This is a genomic window from Ekhidna sp. (genome assembly GCF_040220215.1).
Taxonomy (GTDB): Bacteria; Bacteroidota; Bacteroidia; order Cytophagales; family Cyclobacteriaceae; genus Ekhidna.
Genome location: NZ_JAVJTR010000025.1, coordinates 164,520 through 189,014, shown reverse-complemented (window position 1 = coordinate 189,014; position 24,495 = coordinate 164,520). Strand labels below are relative to the sequence as shown.

The following is a 24,495-nucleotide window of genomic DNA, read 5'->3' as shown; positions in this document are numbered from 1 at the left end:
TTAAATTTAATGCTCTTATAATTGATCCAAAATGAAAAAGCTACCGATACTACTAACCGCCTTAATTATTTCACTTACGGCCTATTCTCAAGAGTGGCAAAGACTCCTGATGGATGGCGAAAGGGATTTCCAGAAAATACAGAAAGCATTCTATGATGAATGGGATGGCAAAGTGCTCAAAAAAGGTAACGGATACAAGCAGTTTAAACGCTGGGAATATAAAAATGCACCTAGACTTATAAATGGTCAGATACCAAACATTGCTTCGGTCTATCAGATCAAAAAAGCAGAAGACGTGAGAATGTCAAAATCCAGGGCGGAAAATAGTAATTGGGAGTCATTGGGGCCTTATTCCTGGCAAAATGGCACCAACGGATATAATCCAGGGATTGGAAGGGTAAACAGCATCAACATTCATCCCACTGATCCCAACACACTGTTTGTTGGAACAGCCAGCGGAGGGCTTTGGAAAAGTGAAACCGGAGGAAATAGCTGGTCTACCCTATCCGAAGAGTTTCCAATTCTTGGCGTAACTGATTTTTTCATTGACCCGGAGGATCCCGACAAGATGTACGTTTTAACAGGAGATGCGTACGGAGCAGACACCTATAGCTATGGTGTGTTTAAATCGACCGATGGCGGCATCACATGGGCTAATAATTCTAACTTCAGTCCGGTGGTAACAGACTTTCGCAGAATGTACCGAATGATTGTTGATCCGGACAATAGTGATATTATTTTGATTGCCGGCACGAGTGGGATTTGGAAGTCAACCGATGGCGCTGAGTCATGGACGATGGTTAATAGTGGATCCTTTGTAGACATTGAATTTAAGCCGGGAAATTCATCTGTGGTATATGCCAGCACCAGGGCCTCAAGTGATTTCGGCCTTTCTCAGGATGGCGGGGACACCTGGAGCACCATTACCACCCCACTTGAAAACCTTGGCAGAACAGCCATAGGTGTAAGTCCGGACAATCCGGAATATGTATACCTCCTCGCTTCTGCGGATAACTCCACATTCGGTGGGGTCTATCGTTCTACAGATTCCGGTCAAACATTTTCGTTGCAGTCAGATAGTCCAAATATTTTTGGGTACTCACTTACTGCTGATGATGACTCTGGACAAGGCTGGTACGATCTTGCCATTGCAGTTAATCCAAATGATGCAGAGGATATCTACGTAAGCGGTGTGCATATTTGGAATTCTAAAGACGGTGGAGCAACCTGGCAAGATGATAATGATAATTTTCAAATCCTCAACTACTGGGTGTATAACCCATCCAATACAAGTAATTACGTTCATGCCGATAATCACACCCTGGACTTCCTGAATGGTGAGCTTTATGCCGGATGTGATGGAGGAATTTGGAAGAGTTCCAACCTTGGTGAAAGCTGGGTAGATCTCTCGGAAGGACTCAATAATACACAACTTTATCGATTAGGCCTTGATCCAAATGATGAAAATGTAATCATCGCAGGGGCACAGGACAATGGCAGCAATATCATGATAAATGGTACGTGGACGCACATATTTGGGGCGGATGGAATGGAGGCAGTCATAGACCACACAGATGGTGATGTTGTGTACAGCACGTACCAGTTTGGTGGGTTGATTAAATACACCAACAGAGGGACTGGAAATATCAACTATATAGCCGGAGATCTTGATGGTACTGGTGCGTGGATAACTCCGTATATGCTGGATCCGGCGGACAATAATTTCTTGTATGCCGGATATCAAAATGTTTGGAAATATGATAACTCGAACAGCTCCTGGGAAGAAATTTCAGATTTTGGGTCAAGTTCCAATATAACCAGCCTAAAAATATCACCAACCAACTCTGACTACATGTATATATCCACAGGGTATACAACTTACCGAACAACTGATGGTGGAGAAAACTGGGTAAATATCAGCGCTGGATTGCCATCGGATTACCTTTCATATATTACAATATCAGAGGAAAATCCAGAAAAACTTTGGGCTACATTCTCCGGTTACAATAGTCAAAATAAGGTGTTTGAATCTTCAGATGGTGGAGATTCCTGGACAAATATTTCAGCGGGCCTTCCAAACCTCCCGGTAAACTGTATCGTTCACCAACGCGACACAGATGATCAGTTGTATGTTGGTACTGACGTGGGTGTATATCAAAAAGACAACTCGGGAACCTGGGAGCCATGGTTTAGTGGGCTTCCTAATGTGATAGTAAATGAACTGGAGATTCATTACGAGTCTGAAAAAATTGTTGCAGCAACATACGGAAGAGGCCTGTGGTCTGCTGATATCATTGGAGGTGGTACTGGAGTGTTGGCTATTTCCGCTGACCTGCTGGAAGTAGTTGAGGGGGAGAGCATCGCATTTAGTGCGATCCTGGTCGATGAATCAGCTGGCTATGAGTGGACATTTGAAGGCGGAACACCAAGCACCTCTACCGAGGCAACTCCAACCGTTACTTACTCTGAAGCCGGAAAATATGATGTCACTTTAAACGAGGAAACCCGTTCAGAAATGATCACTGTTTTGGATCTGATAACCATTGAGTCCATTTCAGCTGATTTTGCGTCGATTGATAAGGGGCAAAGTGTTACTTTCTCGTCCATTTATGATGGAAATCCAACCGATTGGTCATGGACTTTTGAAGGGGGAACTCCTGGCAGCTCTACCAATGAGAATCCGGTAGTGACCTATGAAGAGGTTGGTGAATTTGATGTCACGTTAATTCTTACTGGAGACACGGAGGATGAGCTCATTGTTGAAAATTTTATCCTGGTGAATGAACCATTAAGTGTTAACAAAAATTCAACACAAGTTTATCCAAGTATTTCACAGGATAATCTGTCTATTAAAATCAATGAGCCTAATACCATCATCCAGTTAGTATCTATGTCCGGAGAGATGATCAAGCAAACAACGGCCAGCTCTGATTTTATCATGAATATCGAGAACCTTTCTGATGGGGTTTATATACTCAAGTTTATTAATGGGGAAGAAGTAAAAGTTGTTAGAATAATAAAGGAATAACCTGCAAAATTTGATATTAGGAATTTGTTTTTTTTACCAGAACTTTGACACATGCACATAGTCGAAATCACGGATAAAAAAATAGCTAACGAATTTCTTCACTTCCCAATAAGGCTTTATAAAAATGAACCCAACTGGATACGACCGCTGGATAAAGACATCAATGGCGTTTTTGATCCGAAAGTGAATAAATTCTTCAGAAACGGAGAATGCACGCGCTGGATACTAAGGAATGAACAAGGCAAAACAATAGGTAGAATAGCTGCTTTCATAAATAAAAAGACCGTCAACAAAGACAATGACCAACCAACCGGAGGGGTTGGGTTTTTTGACTGCATCGATGATCAGGAAGCCGCAAACCTCCTCTTTGATACGGGCAAAAAATGGTTGGAAGATAAAGGCATGGAAGCTATGGACGGACCGATCAACTTCGGTGACCGTGATACCTGGTGGGGGTTGCTTGTGGATGGGTTTGACCGACCGCCAAACTATCAATGCAATTACCATTTCCCATATTATCAAAAGTTGTTTGAAACATATGGCTTTCAGGTTTACTTCAAACAATTCACGTTTGGACGGCAAGTGATGGATCCGTTAAGTGATCGTCTTTATGAAAAAGCGGAGGTGGCTCAAAAAGATGGGGATTACACCTTCCGACACATCGAGAAGAAGAAACTAAAAAAATACGCTGAGGATTTTAGAACAGTTTATAATGATGCATGGGCGCGTCATCCGGGGGTAGCGGAGATGTCTTCCCTTCAGGCTAATGCAATCATCAAAAAGATGAAACCAATCATGGACGAAAAGATCATGTGGTTCGGCTACCACAAGGATCAACCTGTTGGTTTTTACATCAATATTCCGGAATTGAACCAGGTTTTCAAACACGTAAATGGAAAGCTTGACCTCATTGGAAAATTGAAATTCCTTTATCACAAAATCAGGAAGACCAACAAAAAAATGATTGGTTTGGTGTTTGGCATTTCACCAGAGCATCAAGGAAAGGGAGTAGATGGTGCACTAATTCTGGCCATCAGGGATGTGGTACAGGAAACGTACACGCGATATGAGCAATTAGAAATGAACTGGATTGGGGATTTTAACCCTAAAATGATCAAAGTGGTGGAGCAGGTTGGGGGTGATGTAGTGAAGACACATCATACCTATAGATATCTGTTTGATAGAACGAAGGAGTTTAAACGGATGCCGATTAAGAATTAGGATATAGCTTTTTTCTTCTCCTTGTAAAACTCCTTATCCGCCACATATATCGTTTTCTCAATCTCGCAGAAGACTTTACCTTCTTTGCTTTTTATTAGAACTGTTTTCGTAAGATCGACTTCTTTTTTAGCGGAGATATCAGCTTTTAGTTTTGAAATTTCCTCATCCGTAAACTCGAAAACAACATAAGCGTTTTCATTGGCCGGTCGCTTGAATTTAATCATGGAGGATTTGTCCCAAACCACGTATTCTCTACCCAAAAGCTGAATCAATTGCACCATGTAAATTGGATCGGTGGCTGAAAATAGACTTCCCCCAAAAATGGTCCCGACGTAATTTTTGTTCTTATAAGAAAGAGGGATTTTGACTTCTATCCTGCTTAGGTCTTTGGTTACGGATGTAATTCTGCCTGTAGTTCTGCGATACATCGGAGACTTATTGAAGAACCACTTAAACAAAATATGTGCGTATCTGCTGAAGTATTTATTAGAGATACGAGAAAGAAACTGATACATGACACCAAGATAAGATTGAAGCCACAATTCATCTTGCTAAATCAACAGTTCAGTCAATCTATTTTTTGGATTGGCTATTTTTCACTTTGAATTGCCTAAAAAAGCAATGCACACGTTTCTGATCTTCTCTCATATTTTTTGTGGTGGCACAGTTTTGCTGCTGGGCCTTATTCAATTTTTGAATCGTAAAGGCTCAGCGAATCATATTTTATTGGGTAGAATCTATGTAGGTGCCATGTGGTGGATATGCATAAGCGCCTGGATGATCATTTCATTTTATCGATTCAGCGCTTTTCTCATGGTCATAGCAGTACTAACCTTTCATGCATCTTTTGTAGGGGTTCGTATTCTGAGACGAAAAAAAGACGGTTCCGAAAAGTGGTATGATTGGATGGTAAGCATTGTTACCCTCCTTTTCGGAATCGGGATTATCATTTATGGCGGTCATCTTTATTTCAACACAGCTAATACGATTCTTGCCTTCCTCTGTATACTGTTTGGGGTTTTCACCACCTTAAATGCGACTCAGGACTTAAGGTTTTTTATCAGCAAACCAACAGTTGAGAAGACCTGGTGGATTAAGCAGCACATTGGCGCCATGGGAGGAAGCTACATTGCAGCTGTCACCGCATTCGCTGTTCAGAACCCTAACATTTTTATGCCCGGTAGTTCCTATCAGTGGTTGTTGTGGATACTTCCGGGAATAATCGGTACTCCTATTGTCTCGTTGATGTCAAAAAAGTGGATGAGGAAATTAGCTTAAAAAATAATAGCTCCGCTATTCCGAATTTGCATGAAGAAAGTCGTCCCACCACTTTAAGTGGTAGGACGACTGACATAACATCTAAAGAGGTGTAAGGGAAATATTGTGTAGTTTTATTGCACATATAAAGTGGATATAGTGCATAAAGTGTGCTGTAGCCGATAGTTAGAAACAATTTACTCACTATTAAAATTATCTATGAAACAAAATCTAACGTTCTTTTTAATTCTGCTATCCTTAATTGGATGCCAGCACGAGAAACTGAATTCTGACGAACCAACCGATCAGGATTATCTTTCCATCAATAAAAATACCCATCTTCAATCAATAAAGAGTCGACTAAACTCTTATGGTCTAGTAATTGCTAACGATAGGGCTAGGAATGATGAAAATATCATTGAACAGGCTAGTTGGAATAAGGTTCGATTTATAGAAAATGAAACTTTGGATTACAATTCTTACAGTATGAATGTGAGACTAGACAATGGTTGTTACTCAAATGATTTGATCGTTTTTGAGCAAGATGGTGAGCTATTTCCATACTTGCTTTCCTTTCAACCTTCCAAGAATTGGAGAAGTGATCTTTCTTTCAGAATCGAAAACCCTTTTGATGGAGACGTACAACTCACCTCCCTTTCTACTGGAAAAATTTGGGGAAATGAAGAGGTTGAAGATGCGGATGAAGGCGGCAGGGTTGGAAGTACTACTTGTACCACCATCTGGATAGAGGTCAACAATAATTATGTTGATTCAGACGGAACTGTGGTCGTAATGCCTAGGACTTTTTACCCTGTTAGTATTTGTGTTACTAGCGGAGGAGACACAGGTGGAGATGATGGCGACTTTATAGATGGGATAGAAGCTCAGGCAGGAGGAAGTGAATCGCCTAATCCCGGTGATGATGTGATAGAACTGGCCACTGTAGAAGATACTCCTTGTTTGGGTGATCCAGTCCCCTATCCTATTGTTGCTGAGCAAAAAAATTCTGGTATTGCTGGGGGTATGTTTGGGTGTACACGGAACGGAAGTGTCTGTGAATTGAGTGGAATTTCTTATCCTGGTAAAAAATATCATGGAGGTATTGATCTAGTGAATGAATATGGAAGCCCGATAAGGGCCATGTACACTGGATCTATCTATACATCATTTCATTCCAAGTCAGCAGGCTGGTTTACTCGTATTCAATCAACTGTTAATGGAAAAACTATTATTACCGAATACTTTCATATGCAAGAAAATAACCGGGTAACCTCTGGCAATGTACTTGCAGGACAGATCATAGGCTATCAGGGGGATTCGGGTAACTTGAAAGGAGCCATTGAAAAAGGGATGACTGTTTCTCATGTTCACATCAAAATAAAAGAACATGATGGAAGCCATGAATCAGATTATTTGAAAAATTTTGATCCGGTTGATCCCCGTGCTTATCTAAAAACGATAATCAACGATGATGGTGCTTCAATTAAAGATTCAGATTGCTAATTTTTAAAAAAAAGAATATGAAAAATTTAATATTAGTATTGTTAATAGCTGTATCGGCTTTCCAAATAGTGGCACAACCAACAGAAAACGTATTAACACCTACTCAGTTTGAGAATATCAAAATCAATAATGCGAGTCTCAGGCAAATTTGGGATTCTGGTGGAGATGTTAATCAGGTAAAAAGCTTGCTTGGTGATAATGTCACTGTAACTAATCAAGACCCTATACCGGGCGCTCTAAGTCGCTTATTTACTTATTCGGATTTAGAATTAGAGTTTACTAATCATATAGAAGCGACCGGAAATCTTGGAAATTTTGAGATAACCGGCCCATCCGTTTCAATAACGGTAAATGGACGTACAGTCAAAATTGGAGACCATATCCTTAAGCTTGGTGGTACGCAGAAGAATAATGACACGGACGGAGGCAAGAGTATTCTGTTTGTCCCATCAAATGATGAGACCGTGTGCTTATATATTGATTATAATCAATCAACTGGTATAATTACCAAGATTGGCTATTTCGTATTGACATAACAGGTTGCTAAGGTGAATGTGTATTAGTGTTTTTACCTAAAGTAGTCACACTCACCTTAGCTGAACCTAGTATTCAATGCGAAAGATCCATCCCACATCTTCAACGCTTTGCGCCTTGATGGAAAATCACTAAGAGTATTTTTTAATAGTTTTAAGCCGATCCCTATTCAAATTCTTCAGCTTTCTTTCCAATTCTACAGCCTCTACTCGAGTATCTTTTGATGCATGCCAAACCATTTTCCAAGACCAAGTGAGGTCCCTTTTTCATAACCAGCATTGTGTCTCTTCAGCCGATTATCCAGATGGATGGTTTGACCTTTATAGTATTTATCGCATGATTTGGAGTATAGAATGTAAACAAAGTACATCATGTTAAAATAAAAAGCCCTGACGAAGCACAGCTTGTCAGGGCAAAAATTTGGAACAAATTTTTGCGTGAAAGAGCTTAGAGCATAAAAACTCTTATGTGGCAAAGCCTGCAATCCAGAATTTGCAATCTCTAACAGCTACAAATTTCTCACAAGCATGAAGAAAGTCGTCCCACCACTCTAAGTGGTATGACAATTGACATTTGTCTAAAGAGATATTGTGTAGTTTTATTGCACATATAAGTGGAGATAGTGCATAATGTGTGCTGTAGCCGGTTGTTGGCAACAACCGATAAAATAACCCCTGATCAAAATAGAAAATAGCTAAACACTACAACTAAATAGCATACATCTATTCTTTTAACGAATTCCTGCAAAGTTTAATGCAAAACCGAATAAAAATGACCAGTAGTTCAAATGAATAAACTGAATCCATCTATCAAATACCACTTACTTGTAGGTTTGTGCTTCGCTCTATGGGGTTTTCTCTTCATGTATATGGTGAAACCTTTTAGTGATCAAACGACTGGATTCTATTTTTGGGTCCGATCCAGCATCGGATTCAATTTGATCGCGTTCTTAGCCTATGGATTTATAGCTGTGATCCAAAAGGCAATATTTGAAAAAATCCGGAGGTGGTCTGTTGGCCTTGAAGTTAGCGCCCTCTTATTTTTTTACATCATTCATACTATAGGCACATTCGCTCTGTATAAGAGCCCAATAATTAATGGTGGCTATACTTTCCTTGAATGGAACACCGAAATCATGTTGAGGGCGGCAATTGTAAACCTAACTATCCTGGCCATTGCCAGAAGCTACCTCATCAAACTAATACCTGCAAAGGAAGATAGCCTGATCATAAAGGGAGATAATAAACTAGATATATTAAAAATTAAAAAGGCAGAATTGATCTGTGTATCTAATGCACAAAACTATGTCGAGATCTTTTACACCCAAAGCAATACGCTCCATTCCAAACTACTTCGTACCTCATTAAAGAACTTAAAAGTTGAATTTAATTTCTTATTGCAAGTACACCGTTCACATCTTATCAACCCCACTCATTTCAAATCGTGGAAAGACTCAAACACAATATACCTGACCGAAATGGAGCTTCCTGTTTCCAAAACTTTCAATAAGGAACTTCTGTCTGCATAGTTTTTTGTACCTAAAACTGGGGCCTTCCTACCAGTCGATTTTACGGTAAAATCTTCATACCTAAAAATGGTTCTTTTGTACCAAAACATGCTTAAAGTGTCAATTGAGTAGCTTTTTGATTCACCTTTGTTTCAAATCAAAAAACAAAGGACTATGAACAAAATCACCTTACGGCAAATATTAATTCCATTAATTACCGTTTCTATCATCTGCTTTTTATGGTTTGGACCAATGGAAAGAATGATCATAGAGAATATCATTATTTCGATAATAATCATTATAGCTAATTATATAGAATATAAAGGAAAGCCATTTTCAGCCCTTGGCTTTAAACGTGAAAAATTCAATTTCAAAAACATCTTGGTGATTGCCCCAATAGTTGCATTAGGGCTCTTTGCATTGTATGCCTTTGTATTAGTTCCTGGAATTGCGATACTTACCGGAGCTCCTATAGATTATTCGAATTTTGATCAATTGGAAGGAGACCTTACGGCCTGTTTAATTGCTTTACCGATAGTATGGCTTACTGCGGGGTTTGGAGAAGAAATCATCTTTCGCGGTTATTTTATGCGTCAATTCGTAAAATTCTTTGGTGATAGCAAAGCCAGTATTATGCTTAACATTATCCTATTTGCTTGCTTTTTTGGTTTTATGCATAGCCAGCAGGGGATTACAGGGCAACTTGTTACAGGAACTGTAGGAGCTCTCTTGGCCCTAATATTCTATTTGCGTAAATACGATTTATGGTTTGTTATTGCTGTACATGGTTTTTTCGACACCATTGCTTTAATATGTATTTACTTTGGTTTGGCGTAATGATATTAGTAATAATCTCATGATACAAGATAGTTGCCAGCAAACACTATTATCCATAAGCTTAGTGAGCTATTTGCAAAAGGCCCTGCGAAAAGATACTTTTATCGATATTATATAGTCTAAGCCTACGGAGCTTTGCTGGTCGTTACCTTTTATTGTGAAAAACTTAATCATCCACCTAATTTTAATACTATTTATAAGTCCGCTTTGTATTGCTCAAAGTGGATATATGTATTCTCAGCCTGTAGAACTTGGAGATGGATGGGAAACAAACCATTTGAAATCAACAGCATTTGATACCACACGTCTCTATACTTTTTTTAATCAAATCATAGGAGAAGAGCACAATCTTCATAGTGTATTGCTAATCAAGAACAACCAATTAATTATTGATGAATACTTTAATGGGTATGACGCAAAGAAACTGCACGATCTGCGGTCCGTAAACAAAAGCATCAAGTCCATTCTTCTCGGAATCGCCATCGAAAAGGGAATAATAGATGACATAAATGACCCGATATCCAAGTACCTTAAAAGTCATAGCCCCAAGAAAAACCTCGATGAACGTAAGGACGAAATAACAATTAGGCACCTTATAACCATGTCCGCCGGATGGGATTGTAATGATTGGGATAAGAAATCAAAGGGACAGGAAGATCGGGTTTATAAGAAAGAGGATTGGATTCAATACACACTGGATCTCCCAGTGGTTAATGCTCCCGGAAAGGTCTCAAATTATTGTTCGATGGGCGTAATCATATTGGCAGAAATCATCAGTCAAGCATCCGGATCAACCATTGACAAATTTGCTGAAGAATACCTATTCAAACCTTTAGGAATAGAAAATCTGAAGTGGGGGCATACCTCAGAAAAGGATGTAATCCCTTCAGGAAAGAGGCTGTACCTGACACCAAGGGATTTAGCCAAAATTGGTCAGCTTATATTAAATGAGGGAAGTTGGAATGGACAACAGATCGTATCAGCAAATTGGATTAAGGAATCTACTACCACCAAAACAGCCATCACAAGTGTTGAATATGGTTACCTGTGGTGGAACATTCCTTTTATAATAAATGGGAAGGAGTTAATTTCCAAAACAGCAACTGGAAATGGTGGTCAATATATAATCGTAATTCCGGAAATGGATATTGTTGCTGTATTTACGGGAGGTGCTTACAACTCACAGGAAGATAAATTAGCATTTGCTGTAATGAAAGACATTTTGCTTCCAACATTCGATGATAAAAACACAAAGGGTAACAAATGATAAATTTATCTGGACGTTATTTGTAATACTCTAAACGTAACAAATAGAATAGAAAAACCAAAAGAAATTCCCGAAATCTATGCTGATATAAAAAGGAATTCTATCAACAGACAAGAAAGAAGGAAAACGAGCATTCAGAGTTTATCCGAATTGGGATGCTGTAAAAAGTAAACAAGCTGAACGAACTCAAAAATGGGAATTGAATTATTTTTATCAAATAAACAGTTTAACTGATTACAAAAAGTATCTGAATTGTATAATGAAAAATAATGCACTGCATTCAACAACGTATACACAAGTTATATAAAAAAGTTGTTGGCAATGTGGGTTGGGACAAAGACCACTCCAAATAAAGAGACATGAAAAATGTAATACCAATATTAGTTTTACTACTACTGACAATTGCTTGCGAAAAATCAGTTGACAGATTTGCTACGGTGGACGGTAAAAAAATACATGTACTTGACCGAGGGACTGGCGAACCTACTGTAGTATTTCTCACCGGGCTAATTTGCCCTCTTGAACATTTTTATACAGTACAAAGTCAAATATCCAAAGAAACTCGGACTTTCTCTTATGACAGGTCAGGATTAGGACTTTCTGAAATTATCGACACGGTTCGGACCTATGACCATGTTGCAAACGAACTTGAAAAAATACTGACAAGCGAAGACATTAAAGCACCTTACATTTTTGTTGCCCATTCCTATGGTGGTGGTCTTGCAAGACAATACTATAAGCAGTTCCCAGATAAGGTAGCAGGCTTTGTATTTGTTGACTGTGCCAATGATGAAATTTATTATGACTCACTAATTCAGAAGCGATTATTCTCCTTGGACTCATTTGGTCCCGATTCAATAGCAACGAAGGGAGAGTCTTATGAAATGAGCTATGTAAGCAAAAATATTTACTGGTTCAAAGAGGACTTCACTACTGACTTACCAGTCCATCTATTAGTTGCATCTGGAAAAAAAGCTGGACCTGACGAATGGATATCAACCAAAGTAAATACTTATCGACAATTTAGCAGAGGTGTCCCACAAATGAAAATAATTTATACTGAGCACAGTGGACATCATATTCAGAGAGAGCAACCGGAACTTGTTATTAAATCAATAAAAGAGGTTCTTAATGAAGTACGACAAACAAGCAATGACAAAGGATTATGAGATTGAGATTTGAGTTAGTATTCCATTCGGAAATACCCACCGCACATCTTCAACGCTTTGCGCCTAAGCACAGCTTGTTAGGGCAAAAATTTGTTCCAAATTTTTGCGTGAAAGACCGGAGGCGATGGGACCAACCTTTGGCCGGTGACCTCCTGAGCCACAATGGATCAATTCAGGAGGTCTATAAACAAAAAAAAGCAGTCACATTTCTGTAACTGCTTTCTATACTAGGGTGAAAGACCGGACTCGAACCGGCGACCTCCTGAACCACAATCAGGCGTTCTAACCAACTGAACTACAATCACCATATTTTTCAGATTTCTCTGAAAAGTAAGCCTCCGATAATTAGCTCTTGCTTACAAAAGGAGTGCAAAGGTAATACCCCTTACGAAATCTACAAACGATTATTTTCGATCAAATTTTAAGCGCTGACCAAGTTTACTTTCGTCTAATTCTCCATCTGTATAGGCAAGATGTCCGGAAATAAAGGTTTTCACTACAGACGATTTGAAAGTATGCCCTTCAAATGGGGACCATCCACACTTAGCACGGATATTCTTTTCCTCTACTTTCCAGGGTTTATTCAAGTCCACAAGCACTAAATCTGCTTTATAGCCTTCCCTAATGTATCCTCGCTCCTTTACCTCAAAACATTCTGCTACGGCATGGCACATCTTTTCGGCAATACGCTCCAACGAAATTTTCCCCTGATGATAAAAGTCCAACATCGCAACCAGTGTGTGCTGAATGAGCGGACCACCTGATGGGGCTTTCATGTATGTGTTTTGCTTTTCTTCGAGCGTATGTGGTGCATGATCTGTAGCAATCACATCAATACGATCATCCAGCAGCGCTTTCCAAATCTGATCTCTATCCTCGGCTGTCTTTACAGCAGGGTTCCACTTGATAAATGCTCCTTTTTTATCATAATCTGCATCGCTAAACCACAAGTGGTGAATGCAAGCTTCAGAAGTAATTCTTTTTTGCCCTAAAGGAATTTCATTCGTGAATAGGTTGGTTTCCTTCCCGGTAGAAATATGTAAGATGTGTAATCGCGCATCGTTCTTCTTCGCCAACTCTACCGCCTTCGAAGATGAGAGGTAGCACGCTTCTTCGTTTCTAATGACCGGATGATATTTGAATGGGATGTTATCTCCGTATTCAGCCACAAATTTTTCAGTATTAGCCCGAATGGTTGCTTCATCCTCGCAATGCGTGGCAATCAGAATGGGCGCATTCCTAAAAATCTTCTCCAGGGTTTCCTGATCATCCACCAGCATGTTTCCGGTAGATGATCCCATGAAAATCTTTATACCACATACAGACGATGGGTCTGTTTTTAGCACTTCATCAAGATTGTCATTGGTACTCCCCATGTAGAAGGAGTAGTTTGCCAATGAATTTTTTGCGCCAATTTGATACTTTGCTTCGAGCAGCTCCTGAGTAATCGTTTGTGGATTTACATTCGGCATTTCCATAAAAGACGTCACGCCTCCTGCCACTGCTGCTCTTGATTCCGTGAAAATATTGCCTTTGTGTGTGAGCCCGGGCTCACGAAAATGAACCTGGTCATCAATGACTCCCGGAAAAAGGTGCAAACCACTGCCGTCTATAATTTGGTGGTTTGAATCAACACTGATATTGGTGCCAATTTTTTCAATCCGATCATTTTTGATCAGTACATCCCCCTCAGTTATCCGTCCTTCATTTACAATTTTCGTTTCCTTGATCAAAAACATCTACTCTACTTTTAAATTTAGTTAGTCAAACAAACCCTCTGATTGCATAGAATCATTCCAAATTTCCTGAAAAAATATGAAAGGGAAGCCAGTAAGACCATAAACCTGCCGGGTAACTCAAAATGGACTTATCAGGATGGAAAATTCACTATTGGTGTAAAAACGCCACCCCTCTATGGTCTGACATCTGAGAAGATTTATTAACATGCCTTCTTACCAATATCTCACAAGCCTTGATAAGTTGGCGCGCCTTGCCTATCTGGTTCCCTATAAATCAAAACTGTCGCATGGGCTGCTACGCCTTCTTCCTTGCCAACAAATCCCAGCTTTTCTGTAGTTGTGGCTTTAATGGAGATATCATCCTCATCTATTTTCATTACTTCAGACAGTACCTTTTTCATTTCCGGAATATGAGGATTGAGTTTAGGCATTTCCAGGCATATGGTTGAATCCACATTGCCAACTTTATAATCTTTATCACCAATAATTTTGATGACATCCTTCAGCAAAATCTTGCTATCGATCCCTTTATACTTTGGATCCTTATCTGAAAAATGAAAACCAATATCCCGCATATTGGCTGCCCCCAGCAAGGCATCACAAATGACATGAATCAATACATCAGCATCTGAATGACCAAATGCGCCGTGTGTATGAGGGATTTTTATTCCTCCTATCCAAAAATCCACACCTTCAGCCAAGGCGTGAACATCGTATCCGTAACCGACGCGTATGTTGGGTTTCATGCGATTTAATTATTTATCATGGACGCATGTAATTCGCATGCGCTCATTTGTCTCATCCAACAAAAGTAGATACATTCTGCATTCAACTACCTATTTATAGCCTTCTCTGTACCTTTCCTTCTCCTCATACTCCTCCAAAAAGTCAGGTAGAAGGGCCATCATTCGCTGATGAATATCGAATACAGTAGCGCTAGCCAGGTAGTCGGTAGAGAAATCACAATATTCAATGAAGCTGGTGAGTTTGTCTCCTTCAAGTTTCGTGTTTTCAGCTACCCACTCACGCGTAAATTTTAGATTGGCTTTTGTGGTAATATGCTGGCGTTTCATGATCTGCTGCATCTTTCGTTTCTCTTTTTCCTTTTTGCTGAAGGAATGATGAACAGCCGATATAGGATGGAAGAAAACGAAGACAGGATTCAGATATTCATTTTTTTCTAATTGCGGATAAGGATCCATCACCACTTCCGGCACACCGAAAATCTTGAACGTAGTGTCCTTTGGTTGCTCCTGAATAATAAGCTCTTTAAATCGTTTATATTCGGGAAACTCGCCAACAACCACTTCATCCAGATAAATGGTATTGACAGGCAACAAAAATTCAATTTCTTCCTCCTGAAACCAGGTGGAGTCGGCAATCCAGGCAAGTGTGGTATGACCTACTCTTGAGAAGACCAGTGTATCACCTATTTGTGAGGGAATCCTAAACTTTCCTTCCTCATTGGTGGATGTCAAGCTGCCGGCATCAATGTTTCTTACATGTACACCAATCATTTCGTCCCCACTCAAACTATCACGAACCACTCCATAGACGTATGTACGCTGCGCCTGCACAGCAACCCCAATGAGGATTAGCGATATGGTCATCAGAAATTTCAAGAATCAAATATCATTGATTAATAAATGCGAATTTTTGATTTAGGATTATTTAACATTTTCTGTAAAAACAGGTTAATTGGTAATGATTGAAATCAAAAAGCATTCCGGCATCTATACATTAACAGTAATGCAGCAACTTCCAATTGGGTTGTCTGAGGCCTGGGAATTTTTTTCATCACCAAAAAACCTGGAGAAGATCACACCTCAACAGATGGGGTTTAAGATTACCTCAGGAGAGCCTGGCAAAATGTATCCGGGTCAAATAATTAGTTATAAGGTATCGCCTTTACCAGGAATTAAAACCAGCTGGGTGACAGAAATTACACATGTGGAGCAAGAAAAATTCTTTGTGGACGAACAGCGATTTGGCCCGTACTCCATGTGGCACCATGAGCACCACTTTGAGGAAAATGGAAAAGGCGTGCTGATGACGGATAAGGTCGCCTACAAAATTCCATTCGGATTTCTTGGTCACATTGCTCAGACCCTTTTTGTAAAAAAACAGCTTAAAGGAATTTTTGAATATCGGGTGAAGGTGCTGGATGAGAAGTTCGGGAAGTAACTATCTTTATTGGTGATGACCTCACCAAACAGATAGATATGGACCGTCGAAAAGTAATTAAAGGAATGGCTGCCGGCATAACGGGGCTTCCATTTATTCAGGCAAAAGCTAACCGTCCCACCATTGCAGATTATTCAGGTTTCTTCCAATCAGATCAGACTACTGATGAAAAATTCTGGAAAAAATTCCGAAAGGATTTTTATGATGTGCCCAAAGACTTTATCAACCTCGAGAATGGGTATTTTGGAGTACAACCACTTCCTGTACAAAAGGCATATTTAAAAAACATCAAGCAGGTAAATGTTAACTCCTCCAGGTACCTAAGAACCAACTACGGAGCAGATTACCAATCCATTGTTAGCAGCTTATCAAACTTTGCCGGGATTGACCCGGAAGAAGCATTGATTACCAGAAATGCCACGGAAGCGCTCAATATTGTGATCCAAGGACTGGATTGGAAAACTGGTGATGAAGTCATCCTTTCTGGACAGGACTATTTCAGCATGATTGAGACCTTTGAGATGCTGGAAAAGCAAAAGGGGATTGTAATAAAAAGAATTAACCTTCCACTGCTTCCAAAAAGTGATCAGGAAATACTTGATAGATATACTGCGGCGGTAACCCCAAAGACCAGGGGTATTTTATGTACCCATATCATTCACCTGACCGGTCAGATTATGCCCATTAAGAAAATATCAGATCAATTTAAACCTCAGGGAATTGAAGTAATAGTCGATGCGGCCCATAGTTTCGCTCAGGTCGAGTATAAACTGAAAGATTTAGGTGCTGATTTTGTAGGTGTCAACCTCCACAAATGGTTTGGCAACCCGCTAGGTGCCGGCCTTCTATATGTTAATAAAGATCGCATCAAAGACCTAAAGCCACTTTATGGAGATAGTGGTTCAGAAGAGGATGACATAATGAAGTTGGGACATTTTGGAACACTCTCCGTTCCAACTATACTGACTATTCCGGAGGCCCAGTCATTCAATGAAACCATTACCATACAGACAAAAGAAAAACGGTTGCGCTATCTTCAAAACTATTGGACAACTAAGGCAAGAGAGATTCCGAATGTAATGGTTACTACTCCATCAGAATCAGCACGAAGTTGTGCGATTGCCAGTTTCAAAGTGGAGGGAAAAGAAACCAAAAAGGTGATTGACCAACTTTATGAAAAAACGAAGGTGTTTACGGTGATTCGATATTTACCGGACCGGGAAGTGGTGAGAGTCACACCGAATCTGTATAACCTTACTGAAGAACTGGATGTGCTGATTGAGGGTATTACCAAAATAGCCACCTCTTAAAAAAGCAAACAAATGAAAAACCAACTCAAACTGGAGGAACTGATGATGTTTCTACTATCGATTTATGTGTTCAGTTTTCTTGACTATGCCGGGTGGATGTACCTGCTGCTGATCTTAGCTCCGGATATTGGGATGTTAGGATACTTAATCAACACAAAAATTGGGGCAACATCCTACAATCTCTTCCATCACAAAGGGGTTGCTATTTTGATAGGATTTGCAGGCTTTTGGTGGATGATTCCAGAGTTTCAACTTGCAGGAATTATCCTCTTTGGTCATGCCAGTATGGATCGCATTTTCGGGTATGGGTTAAAGTTTAGTGATAACTTTAAGCATACACACCTCGGAAATTTATAGTTATGGCTAAAACACCATTCCCCTCAGAAGACATGGCCCTGACCACCATTTTGGTGGTTTCAGACATGGCCAAATCCAAAGACTTTTACCAAAATGTACTTGGTGCAGAAATTTACCGGGAGTATGGTGGAGATTCGTGTGTGCTTCAGTTTTTGGGAAACTGGATTTTGATTGTTACCTCGGGCGAGCCAACCAAAGACAAACCGGAAACACAGTTTGTTCCACCCAAAAACCCGAATGATGTTAGTCATTCATTTACCATTCGGGTAAAGGATTGCGTGGGTTGCTACGAAACACTGAAGGAGAGAGGAGCTAATTTCTTAACGCCACCGGTCGATTGGGGTGCTGAGATTCGGGCATTTTTCACAGATCCGGATGGCCATTTATTTGAGATCAGTCAGGCATGATATCCATCATCATCCCAACACTCAATGAAGAAGAATATCTCAGGAAAACCATAGAGCATACGCTGAGTTGTGCCGAGAAAAAGGAAGATCTTGAAATAATTGTAATAGACGCGGGGAGTACAGATTCTACACTAGAAAGTATTGAAGCAATGCGGGTGAAGACCTTCTCTTTGCCAGAGTTTGTTTTCAAAAAATTCCTGAGCATGAATTTTGGCGCTCAACAATCGTCCGGGGAGATAATAATGTTTTTGGATGCAGATACGTTTTTGCCTGAGGGATTTGATCAAAAAATTAGAAAAGTGCTACAGAATCAAAAAGTCTACGGCGGAGCTTTTGAGTTTTCTTTTCTGAAGCCGGATTGGAAGCTTTCAATTATCACTTTTATTAATCGCATTCGATATCGTTTTGGAAGGGTCTACTATGGAGATCAGGCAGTTTTTTTACGCAGGTCGGCATTGGAGGAGATTGGAGGAGTTCCAGAAAACCCATTGATGGAGACAGCCTACTTATGCAAACGATTAAGAAGGGTAGGAAAACTTTCACTGATAAAATCATCCATTAAGACTTCTCCGCGCAGATTTAACGAGCATGGGTTTTTTAAAATCGCTTGGTTTGATCTCAATATGTTCATTCGTTTTAATTTAGGCTTTCCTGTCTCCCCATATGCTGAAAAGTATTGGAGCAAAAACCTAAAAACGTAAATGACTCAACCTCTTGTTTCCATTATCATGGCGGCCAAAGACACAGCGCCATATCTGCCCGGATGTATCAACTCAATCATTGGACAGACCTATAAAAACTGGGAGCTGATTGCGATCAATGATCACTCAAAGGATCGTACACCGGAGATATTGAAATGGTATGCAGAAAAAGATGAGCGGATCAAGGTGGTGCACAGCAAACGCCATAAGTTGATTCCAGCGTTGAAAGAAGGATATGCAACTGTAAAAGGAGAGCTTATTAACCGGATGGACTCTGATGATAAGATGCCACGAGATAAGCTGGAAGTGTTGGTAAAGGAATGGATGAAATATGGAAAGGGTCACATCATAGCCGGGGGTACGGAGCACTTTGTGGAAAAAGGGGAAGTGGGTGATGGCTTTCGCCGATATGAAATCTGGCTCAATGAAGTAGCTAGAAACGAGACGCACTATCAGGAAATCTATCAGGAATGTGTGATTCCTTCGCATTGTTGGATCATCCATAAAGAAGATTTTGATAAAGTGAATGGCTTTAATCCTGAGGTTTATCCGGAAGATTATGACTTGTGTTTTCGGTTTTACAAAGAAGGACTCAAGGTTCACGGAATCGACAAAGTGCTGCACTATTGGAGGGATCGAGCAGATCGGATTTCGAGAACATGGGATGAGTATAAGGATAATAGGTACTTTGATATGAAGCTTCGGTACTTCTATCAAATAGATCGAGACAGGTCAAGACCTCTTGTACTATGGGGAGCGGGTCGTAATGGAAAAGATTTGGCTAAACTCCTTTTTGAAGAAGAAAACACGTTTCATTGGGTGTGCGACAACCGACGAAAAGTAGGAAAGGATGTGTATGGAATTACCATCGAACATTTGGAAAGCATTCCTGATTTAAAAAATCCGCAAATTCTGATCGTGGTGGCCTCACCTGACAATAAAATCGAAATAAGAAAGCAGCTGGAGAGCTGGGGGAAAAAGCCCGTGAAAGACTTTTGGTTTTTTGCCTGATGGCAACCCGAAAGTTCATATTACCTATCATTGTTCTTGCACAATTCTTGTGCACCTCACTTTGGTTTGCAGGCAATGCAATTATGCCAGATCTGATTGTCAAACTTGACCTCCAATCAACAGATCTGGGATTCATGACATCCTCTGTGCAATTCGGCTTTATCATTGGTACATTAGTTTATGCGGTCTTTACCATCGCCGATCGTTTTCATCCTTCCAATGTTTTCTTTACTAGTGCCTTGTTAGGTGCCACAGCTAACCTGCTGATCGTGTTGGATGTTTCATTTAGTCAAATCCTGATTTTTCGATTTCTAACAGGTTTTTTCCTTGCGGGAATCTATCCGGTAGGGATGAAGATTGCCTCCGACTATTACGAGAAAGGACTCGGAAAAGCCCTTAGTTTTTTGGTAGGAGCATTGGTGGTTGGGACAGCTTTACCACATTTGATTGCAAGTATGGAGGTTTCCTATGACTGGCGATTGGTTTTGGTGATCACCTCTGCACTCGCGGTTCTGGGGGGATTGCTGATACGACTTTTTGTCGGTGAAGGGCCATACCGAAGCAAGCTGCAGGTACCGAAATTTAATAGTATTAGTCGCGTGTTTAAAAACCAAGAGTTTCGGGCTGCCTCTTTTGGATACTTTGGTCACATGTGGGAGTTGTATGCTTTCTGGGCGTTCGTTCCAATCATTTTGGCTCAGTATAGAGCTTACCATTTAGAGACAGTCAACATTCCGCTACTATCATTCTTTATCATCGGCCTGGGAGGATTGGCTTGCGTTTTTGGCGGTTATTTATCCGACCGATGGGGATCGAAAAAAGTGGCTACCTGGGCTTTAAGCTTTTCCGGCATTTGTTGTCTCTTATCTCCTCTCATGTTTCAGTTTTCACTTCCTTACTTTATTGCATTTCTGATCTTTTGGGGGCTGGTAGTGATCGCTGATTCTCCACTATTTTCTACCCTGGTTGCTCAAAATGCCAATCCTGAATTGAAAGGAACAGCACTGACCCTTGTGACCTGCATTGGGTTCGCGATTACCATTGTGAGTATTCAGCTATTAAGCGTGTTGGTGGAATTCGTTCCTTTCGAGAATCTCTACCTGATTTTGGCGATTGGACCATTGCTTGGAGTTTTTTCATTATTTAAGAAATAGGGTGCAACCTATTTTCATATACAGTGTATTAATGAGTAAATTCAATTACAATCAACCCTACTAACATGAAAAAAACACTTGTTACCACACTCATTCTGAGTCTGTTTACCTATGATCTTGCAGCTCAAATAAATGCACGGATGCTCCGCGAACCGGATGTCTCACAGACCCAAATTGCCTTCGTTTATGCAGGTGATATCTGGCTTGTTTCAAAAGATGGAGGCACGGCGAACAAGCTAAGCTCTCCGGCCGGCGAAGAGAAGTTTCCGAAATTTTCTCCCGATGGAAGTATGATCGCTTTTACTGCCAATTACGATGGAAATTGGGATGTGTATGTCATTCCATCCACAGGGGGTGTGCCTAAACGATTAACCTCTCACGGAAGTGGAGACATGGTGCTGGACTGGCACCCGGATGGAAATAAGGTCCTTTTTGCCTCTTCACGCGAAAGTGGGCGACAAAGGTTTTCTCAGCTTTTTGAGGTATCAATCGACGGAGGATTGCCTGCCAAGTTAGCTCTGCCGTACGGTTCGCTTGCTTCGTATTCTCCAGACGGCTCAAAGATCGCTTTCAATTTCAAATCCAGAATTAACCGAACGTGGAAACGATATAAAGGAGGTTGGGCTCCAGACATCTGGACTTATGACTTGTCTACAAATACCTCAACCAACATTACCAATAATACATCGAGTGATGAATTTCCGATGTGGGCTGGAGACAAGATCTACTACCTTTCTGATAGTGGCCCCAATTCACGTTACAACATCTGGGTCTATGATATGAATTCAGGGACAAACACCCAGATCACAGACTATTCGGAGTACGACACCCATTTCTCTTCTTTGGGTCCAAACGAAATCGTCTATGAAAATGAAGGAAAACTATATCTGCTAAATCTGGCTAATCAGCAATCGACTGAAGTAGTCGTGAATGTCATTACTGATCAATTGTCTCTTGCAGATAAAATGGTAGATGCCAGTGAAAACTTAAGCTGGTTTGACATATCACCTGATGGCAAACGGGTGATCATGTCCGCTCGGGGAGATGTCTTTACTGTGCCTGCCAAGGATGGTGTAACGCGAAACCTTACTCGTACGAGCGGAGCTTTTGAGCGAACTCCGTCATGGTCACCTGACGGCAAGAAAATCGCCTATTGGTCCGATGAAAGCGGAGAGTATCAATTGAGAATCTACAACACTGAAACGGATAGGGCTGAAACTGTGACCAACTACACCTCCGGCTTTCGATATGCGCTCTTTTGGTCTCCGGACAGCAAAAAAGTAGCTTTTGTCAATCAGGCGATGGAGTTCAATTATTTTGATCTTTCCAGTAGACAAACAATCAAAATGGATCAGGGGTCCTACTTGTTCCACGGAGGATTGGGAAACTATACTTTTTCATGGTCCTCAGACAGCAAATGGATTGCATACACAAAAGAGAACGCCAATCGCAACAACTCCATTCATGTTTTTAACACACAGGCTAAGACCAGTCACCGGTTGACCGGTGAGTATTACAACGACTTTTCACCCACTTTCGATCCGGACAATAAGTACTTGTTTTTCCTGACCAACCGGAATATTCGTCCGGTCTATTCGGATTTGGATAACACATTCATCTATCCCAATAGTACCATGCTGGCAGCAGTACCTTTGACGGCATCAACGGACAGCCCTCTGAAGCCGAAGAATGATGAAGTTGAAATGAAGAAGGAGGAGTCGGGTGATGACGATAAGAAAAAGGGAAAAAAGAAAGACGATGAAGAAAAGAAAGAAAATGAGGCTGTAGCAATTGATCTTGTTGGTTTTGAAGATCGCATGGTGCTTCTGCCTGTTGATGCTGGAAATTATGGTAGTCTTGAAGGTGTTTCAGGTAAAGTCGTATTTACTCAATTTCCGAATGCAGGTTCCAATGACAACAATTCTGCACTAAAGTATTATGATATCGAAGAGCGGGAGGTAAAAACCATTGTCAATGACATGAATGGGTTTGAAATCTCTGCTGATGGAAAGAAAGCGGCGGTTTCCAAAAACGGCAAGATTGCGGTCATTGATATTTCGGAGAATCAAAAAATGGATGAATCAATTGATCAATCCAATGTGAAGGTGACTGTTAATCCAATGCAGGAGTGGAAACAGATTTTCGTAGATGCCTGGAGGTTGCAAAGGGATTATTTCTACGACGAAAACATGCATGGGGTGGATTGGAATTCGATCCGTACTCAATATGGAAAGCTGATAGATCAATGCGTAACCCGCTGGGATGTCAATTTTGTTCTTGGTGAAATGATCGGCGAGCTAAACGCTTCCCACACGTACAGAGGCGGTGGTGACTTAGAAAGTTCTTCCAATGTAAATGTGGGTTATTTAGGTGTAGATTGGGAAAAGGTAAATGGAGCTTACCGAATTGCGAGAATCGTAAGAGGGGCTTCCTGGGATGCAGAAACGGAATCACCGTTGGACGCTCCCGGAGTGAATGCCGGAGTGAATGATTATGTACTGGCCGTAAATGGGGTGCCAATGGATGCCTCTAGAGAACCACATGCTGCATTTCAGGGACTTGGTAATCAAACGGTTGAGCTGACGGTAAACAGCAGCCCTTCAATGACAGGAGCAAGGAAGGTTTTGGTCAAAACATTAGATGACGAGTCTCGATTGCGCCACTTGGAATGGATAGAAAACAATCGCAAAACAGTAGAAGAAGGAACAAATGGAAGGGTTGGTTACATCTACGTAAGGAGCACGGGAATTGATGGACAGAATGAGCTGATGCGACAATTTGTTGCACAATATCATAAGGACGGTCTCATCATTGATGAGCGGTTCAACAGTGGAGGTCAGATCCCGGATCGATTCATAGAAGTACTCAACCGCAAACCACTGGCCTATTGGGATGTGCGAGATGGAAAAACCTGGCAATGGCCGCCGGTAGCCAATTTCGGCCCAAAAACGATGTTGATCAACGGATGGAGTGGTTCAGGCGGAGATGCGTTCCCGGACTATTTCAGAAAGTCAGATATCGGTCCTTTGATAGGCACTCGCACGTGGGGAGGATTGATTGGAATTTCAGGAGCACCATCACTGATAGATGGTGGGGGTGTTACTGTACCTACTTTTAGAATGTATGATCCCAATGGGGAATGGTTCAAGGAAGGACATGGAGTGGAGCCTGACATTGAAGTGAAAGAAAATCCCGGACAGCTTGCCCAGGGAACAGATGCACAGCTACAACGAGCGATAGAATGGATTAATGAGCAACTTCAAAATTATGAAGGGATGCCACCATCCCCTTCTAAAGAAGATAGATAAC

24 protein-coding genes and 1 tRNA gene are annotated in these 24,495 nt (G+C 40.8%); 19 read left to right on the top strand and 6 right to left on the bottom strand.

Translation table 11 applies throughout. The annotated features are described in order from the left end of the window. Positions 1–31 precede the first annotated feature (31 nt). Both RIC88_RS17235 and RIC88_RS17230 read left to right on the top strand, forming a co-directional pair. Positions 32–3,028: a PKD domain-containing protein gene (locus RIC88_RS17235; protein WP_350218813.1), complete on the top strand. Its 2,997-nt coding sequence runs from the start codon at positions 32–34 to the stop codon at positions 3,026–3,028. Positions 3,029–3,079: 51 nt separating this feature from the next. Then, positions 3,080–4,249, top strand: a complete 1,170-nt coding sequence (locus RIC88_RS17230) for a hypothetical protein (protein WP_350218812.1) — start codon at positions 3,080–3,082, stop codon at positions 4,247–4,249. Here RIC88_RS17230 and RIC88_RS17225 read toward each other — a convergent pair. After that, positions 4,246–4,764: a DUF4442 domain-containing protein gene (locus RIC88_RS17225; RefSeq protein ID WP_350218811.1), complete on the bottom strand. Its 519-nt coding sequence runs from the start codon at positions 4,762–4,764 to the stop codon at positions 4,246–4,248. The genes RIC88_RS17230 and RIC88_RS17225 overlap by 4 nt on opposite strands. Positions 4,765–4,870: 106 nt before the next feature. Between RIC88_RS17225 and RIC88_RS17220 the strand changes: the two genes are divergently transcribed. The 3 genes from RIC88_RS17220 to RIC88_RS17210 all read left to right on the top strand — a co-directional run bounded on the left by RIC88_RS17220 (position 4,871) and on the right by RIC88_RS17210 (position 7,545). Beyond that, a complete protein-coding gene (locus tag RIC88_RS17220; protein ID WP_350218810.1) occupies positions 4,871–5,527 on the top strand; it encodes a DUF2306 domain-containing protein in 657 nt (218 codons plus the stop codon). A 198-nt stretch (positions 5,528–5,725) separates the two neighbouring features. After that, the gene (locus tag RIC88_RS17215; protein ID WP_350218809.1) at positions 5,726–7,009 is read left to right on the top strand and encodes a M23 family metallopeptidase; all 1,284 of its coding nucleotides are present in this window, start codon (positions 5,726–5,728) and stop codon (positions 7,007–7,009) included. 17 nt (positions 7,010–7,026) lie between these two features. Further along, complete coding sequence (locus tag RIC88_RS17210) at positions 7,027–7,545, top strand: hypothetical protein (RefSeq protein WP_350218808.1); 519 nt, start codon at positions 7,027–7,029, stop codon at positions 7,543–7,545. Between the two features lie 203 nt (positions 7,546–7,748). Here RIC88_RS17210 and RIC88_RS17205 read toward each other — a convergent pair whose 3' ends face one another. Beyond that, positions 7,749–7,913, bottom strand: coding sequence for a GIY-YIG nuclease family protein (locus RIC88_RS17205; protein WP_350218807.1), 165 nt, complete (start codon positions 7,911–7,913; stop codon positions 7,749–7,751). A gap of 417 nt (positions 7,914–8,330) precedes the next feature. On the opposite strand from RIC88_RS17205, the gene RIC88_RS17200 reads away from it, so the two are divergent. The 5 genes from RIC88_RS17200 (at position 8,331) to RIC88_RS17180 (ending at position 12,323) form a co-directional block, all read left to right on the top strand. Next, positions 8,331–9,071 carry a LytTR family DNA-binding domain-containing protein gene (locus RIC88_RS17200; protein ID WP_350218806.1) on the top strand — a complete coding sequence of 247 codons (741 nt, stop codon included), beginning with the start codon at positions 8,331–8,333 and terminating at the stop codon, positions 9,069–9,071. Between the two features lie 153 nt (positions 9,072–9,224). Next, positions 9,225–9,887: a CPBP family intramembrane glutamic endopeptidase gene (locus tag RIC88_RS17195; RefSeq protein WP_350218805.1), complete on the top strand. Its 663-nt coding sequence runs from the start codon at positions 9,225–9,227 to the stop codon at positions 9,885–9,887. A 157-nt stretch (positions 9,888–10,044) separates the two neighbouring features. Then, entirely contained in the window at positions 10,045–11,154 is a 1,110-nt protein-coding gene (locus tag RIC88_RS17190; RefSeq protein ID WP_350218804.1) for a serine hydrolase domain-containing protein, read from the top strand. 97 nt (positions 11,155–11,251) lie between these two features. Further along, positions 11,252–11,461: a MepB family protein gene (locus RIC88_RS17185; RefSeq protein ID WP_350219161.1), complete on the top strand. Its 210-nt coding sequence runs from the start codon at positions 11,252–11,254 to the stop codon at positions 11,459–11,461. 52 nt (positions 11,462–11,513) lie between these two features. Next, positions 11,514–12,323: an alpha/beta fold hydrolase gene (locus tag RIC88_RS17180; RefSeq protein WP_350218803.1), complete on the top strand. Its 810-nt coding sequence runs from the start codon at positions 11,514–11,516 to the stop codon at positions 12,321–12,323. Between the two features lie 230 nt (positions 12,324–12,553). Here RIC88_RS17180 and RIC88_RS17175 read toward each other — a convergent pair. Both RIC88_RS17175 and RIC88_RS17170 read right to left on the bottom strand, forming a co-directional pair. Next, a tRNA-His gene (locus tag RIC88_RS17175) sits at positions 12,554–12,629 on the bottom strand. 98 nt (positions 12,630–12,727) lie between these two features. Then, positions 12,728–14,062 (bottom strand): dihydroorotase, encoded by a 1,335-nt coding sequence (locus RIC88_RS17170; protein ID WP_350218802.1) that lies wholly within the window; start codon positions 14,060–14,062, stop codon positions 12,728–12,730. A 42-nt stretch (positions 14,063–14,104) separates the two neighbouring features. Between RIC88_RS17170 and RIC88_RS17165 the strand changes: the two genes are divergently transcribed. Next, the gene (locus RIC88_RS17165; RefSeq protein WP_350218801.1) at positions 14,105–14,266 is read left to right on the top strand and encodes a hypothetical protein; all 162 of its coding nucleotides are present in this window, start codon (positions 14,105–14,107) and stop codon (positions 14,264–14,266) included. 20 nt (positions 14,267–14,286) lie between these two features. On the opposite strand, the gene ispF is transcribed toward RIC88_RS17165, so the two are convergent. Further along, the gene (gene ispF, locus RIC88_RS17160; protein WP_350218800.1) at positions 14,287–14,808 is read right to left on the bottom strand and encodes a 2-C-methyl-D-erythritol 2,4-cyclodiphosphate synthase; all 522 of its coding nucleotides are present in this window, start codon (positions 14,806–14,808) and stop codon (positions 14,287–14,289) included. A gap of 90 nt (positions 14,809–14,898) precedes the next feature. After that, positions 14,899–15,672, bottom strand: a complete 774-nt coding sequence (locus RIC88_RS17155; protein WP_350218799.1) for a peptidase associated/transthyretin-like domain-containing protein — start codon at positions 15,670–15,672, stop codon at positions 14,899–14,901. A gap of 94 nt (positions 15,673–15,766) precedes the next feature. On the opposite strand from RIC88_RS17155, the gene RIC88_RS17150 reads away from it, so the two are divergent. From RIC88_RS17150 to RIC88_RS17115, 8 genes are all read left to right on the top strand, one after another. Next, on the top strand, positions 15,767–16,246 hold the full coding sequence (locus RIC88_RS17150) for an SRPBCC family protein (protein WP_350218798.1): 480 nt from the start codon (positions 15,767–15,769) through the stop codon (positions 16,244–16,246). A 38-nt stretch (positions 16,247–16,284) separates the two neighbouring features. Then, on the top strand, positions 16,285–17,556 hold the full coding sequence (locus RIC88_RS17145) for an aminotransferase class V-fold PLP-dependent enzyme (protein ID WP_350218797.1): 1,272 nt from the start codon (positions 16,285–16,287) through the stop codon (positions 17,554–17,556). 12 nt (positions 17,557–17,568) lie between these two features. Beyond that, positions 17,569–17,913 carry a DUF4260 domain-containing protein gene (locus tag RIC88_RS17140; protein ID WP_350218796.1) on the top strand — a complete coding sequence of 115 codons (345 nt, stop codon included), beginning with the start codon at positions 17,569–17,571 and terminating at the stop codon, positions 17,911–17,913. A 2-nt stretch (positions 17,914–17,915) separates the two neighbouring features. After that, positions 17,916–18,320, top strand: a complete 405-nt coding sequence (locus RIC88_RS17135; protein ID WP_350218795.1) for a VOC family protein — start codon at positions 17,916–17,918, stop codon at positions 18,318–18,320. Next, on the top strand, positions 18,317–19,021 hold the full coding sequence (locus tag RIC88_RS17130) for a TIGR04283 family arsenosugar biosynthesis glycosyltransferase (RefSeq protein ID WP_350218794.1): 705 nt from the start codon (positions 18,317–18,319) through the stop codon (positions 19,019–19,021). Before RIC88_RS17135 ends, RIC88_RS17130 begins: the two co-directional genes overlap by 4 nt. Further along, positions 19,022–20,032: a glycosyltransferase gene (locus RIC88_RS17125; RefSeq protein WP_350218793.1), complete on the top strand. Its 1,011-nt coding sequence runs from the start codon at positions 19,022–19,024 to the stop codon at positions 20,030–20,032. After that, positions 20,032–21,186, top strand: coding sequence for an MFS transporter (locus RIC88_RS17120; RefSeq protein WP_350218792.1), 1,155 nt, complete (start codon positions 20,032–20,034; stop codon positions 21,184–21,186). The genes RIC88_RS17125 and RIC88_RS17120 overlap by 1 nt, the downstream gene beginning before the upstream one ends. 65 nt (positions 21,187–21,251) lie before the next feature. Beyond that, a complete protein-coding gene (locus RIC88_RS17115; protein ID WP_350218791.1) occupies positions 21,252–24,494 on the top strand; it encodes a S41 family peptidase in 3,243 nt (1,080 codons plus the stop codon). Position 24,495 lies beyond the last annotated feature (1 nt).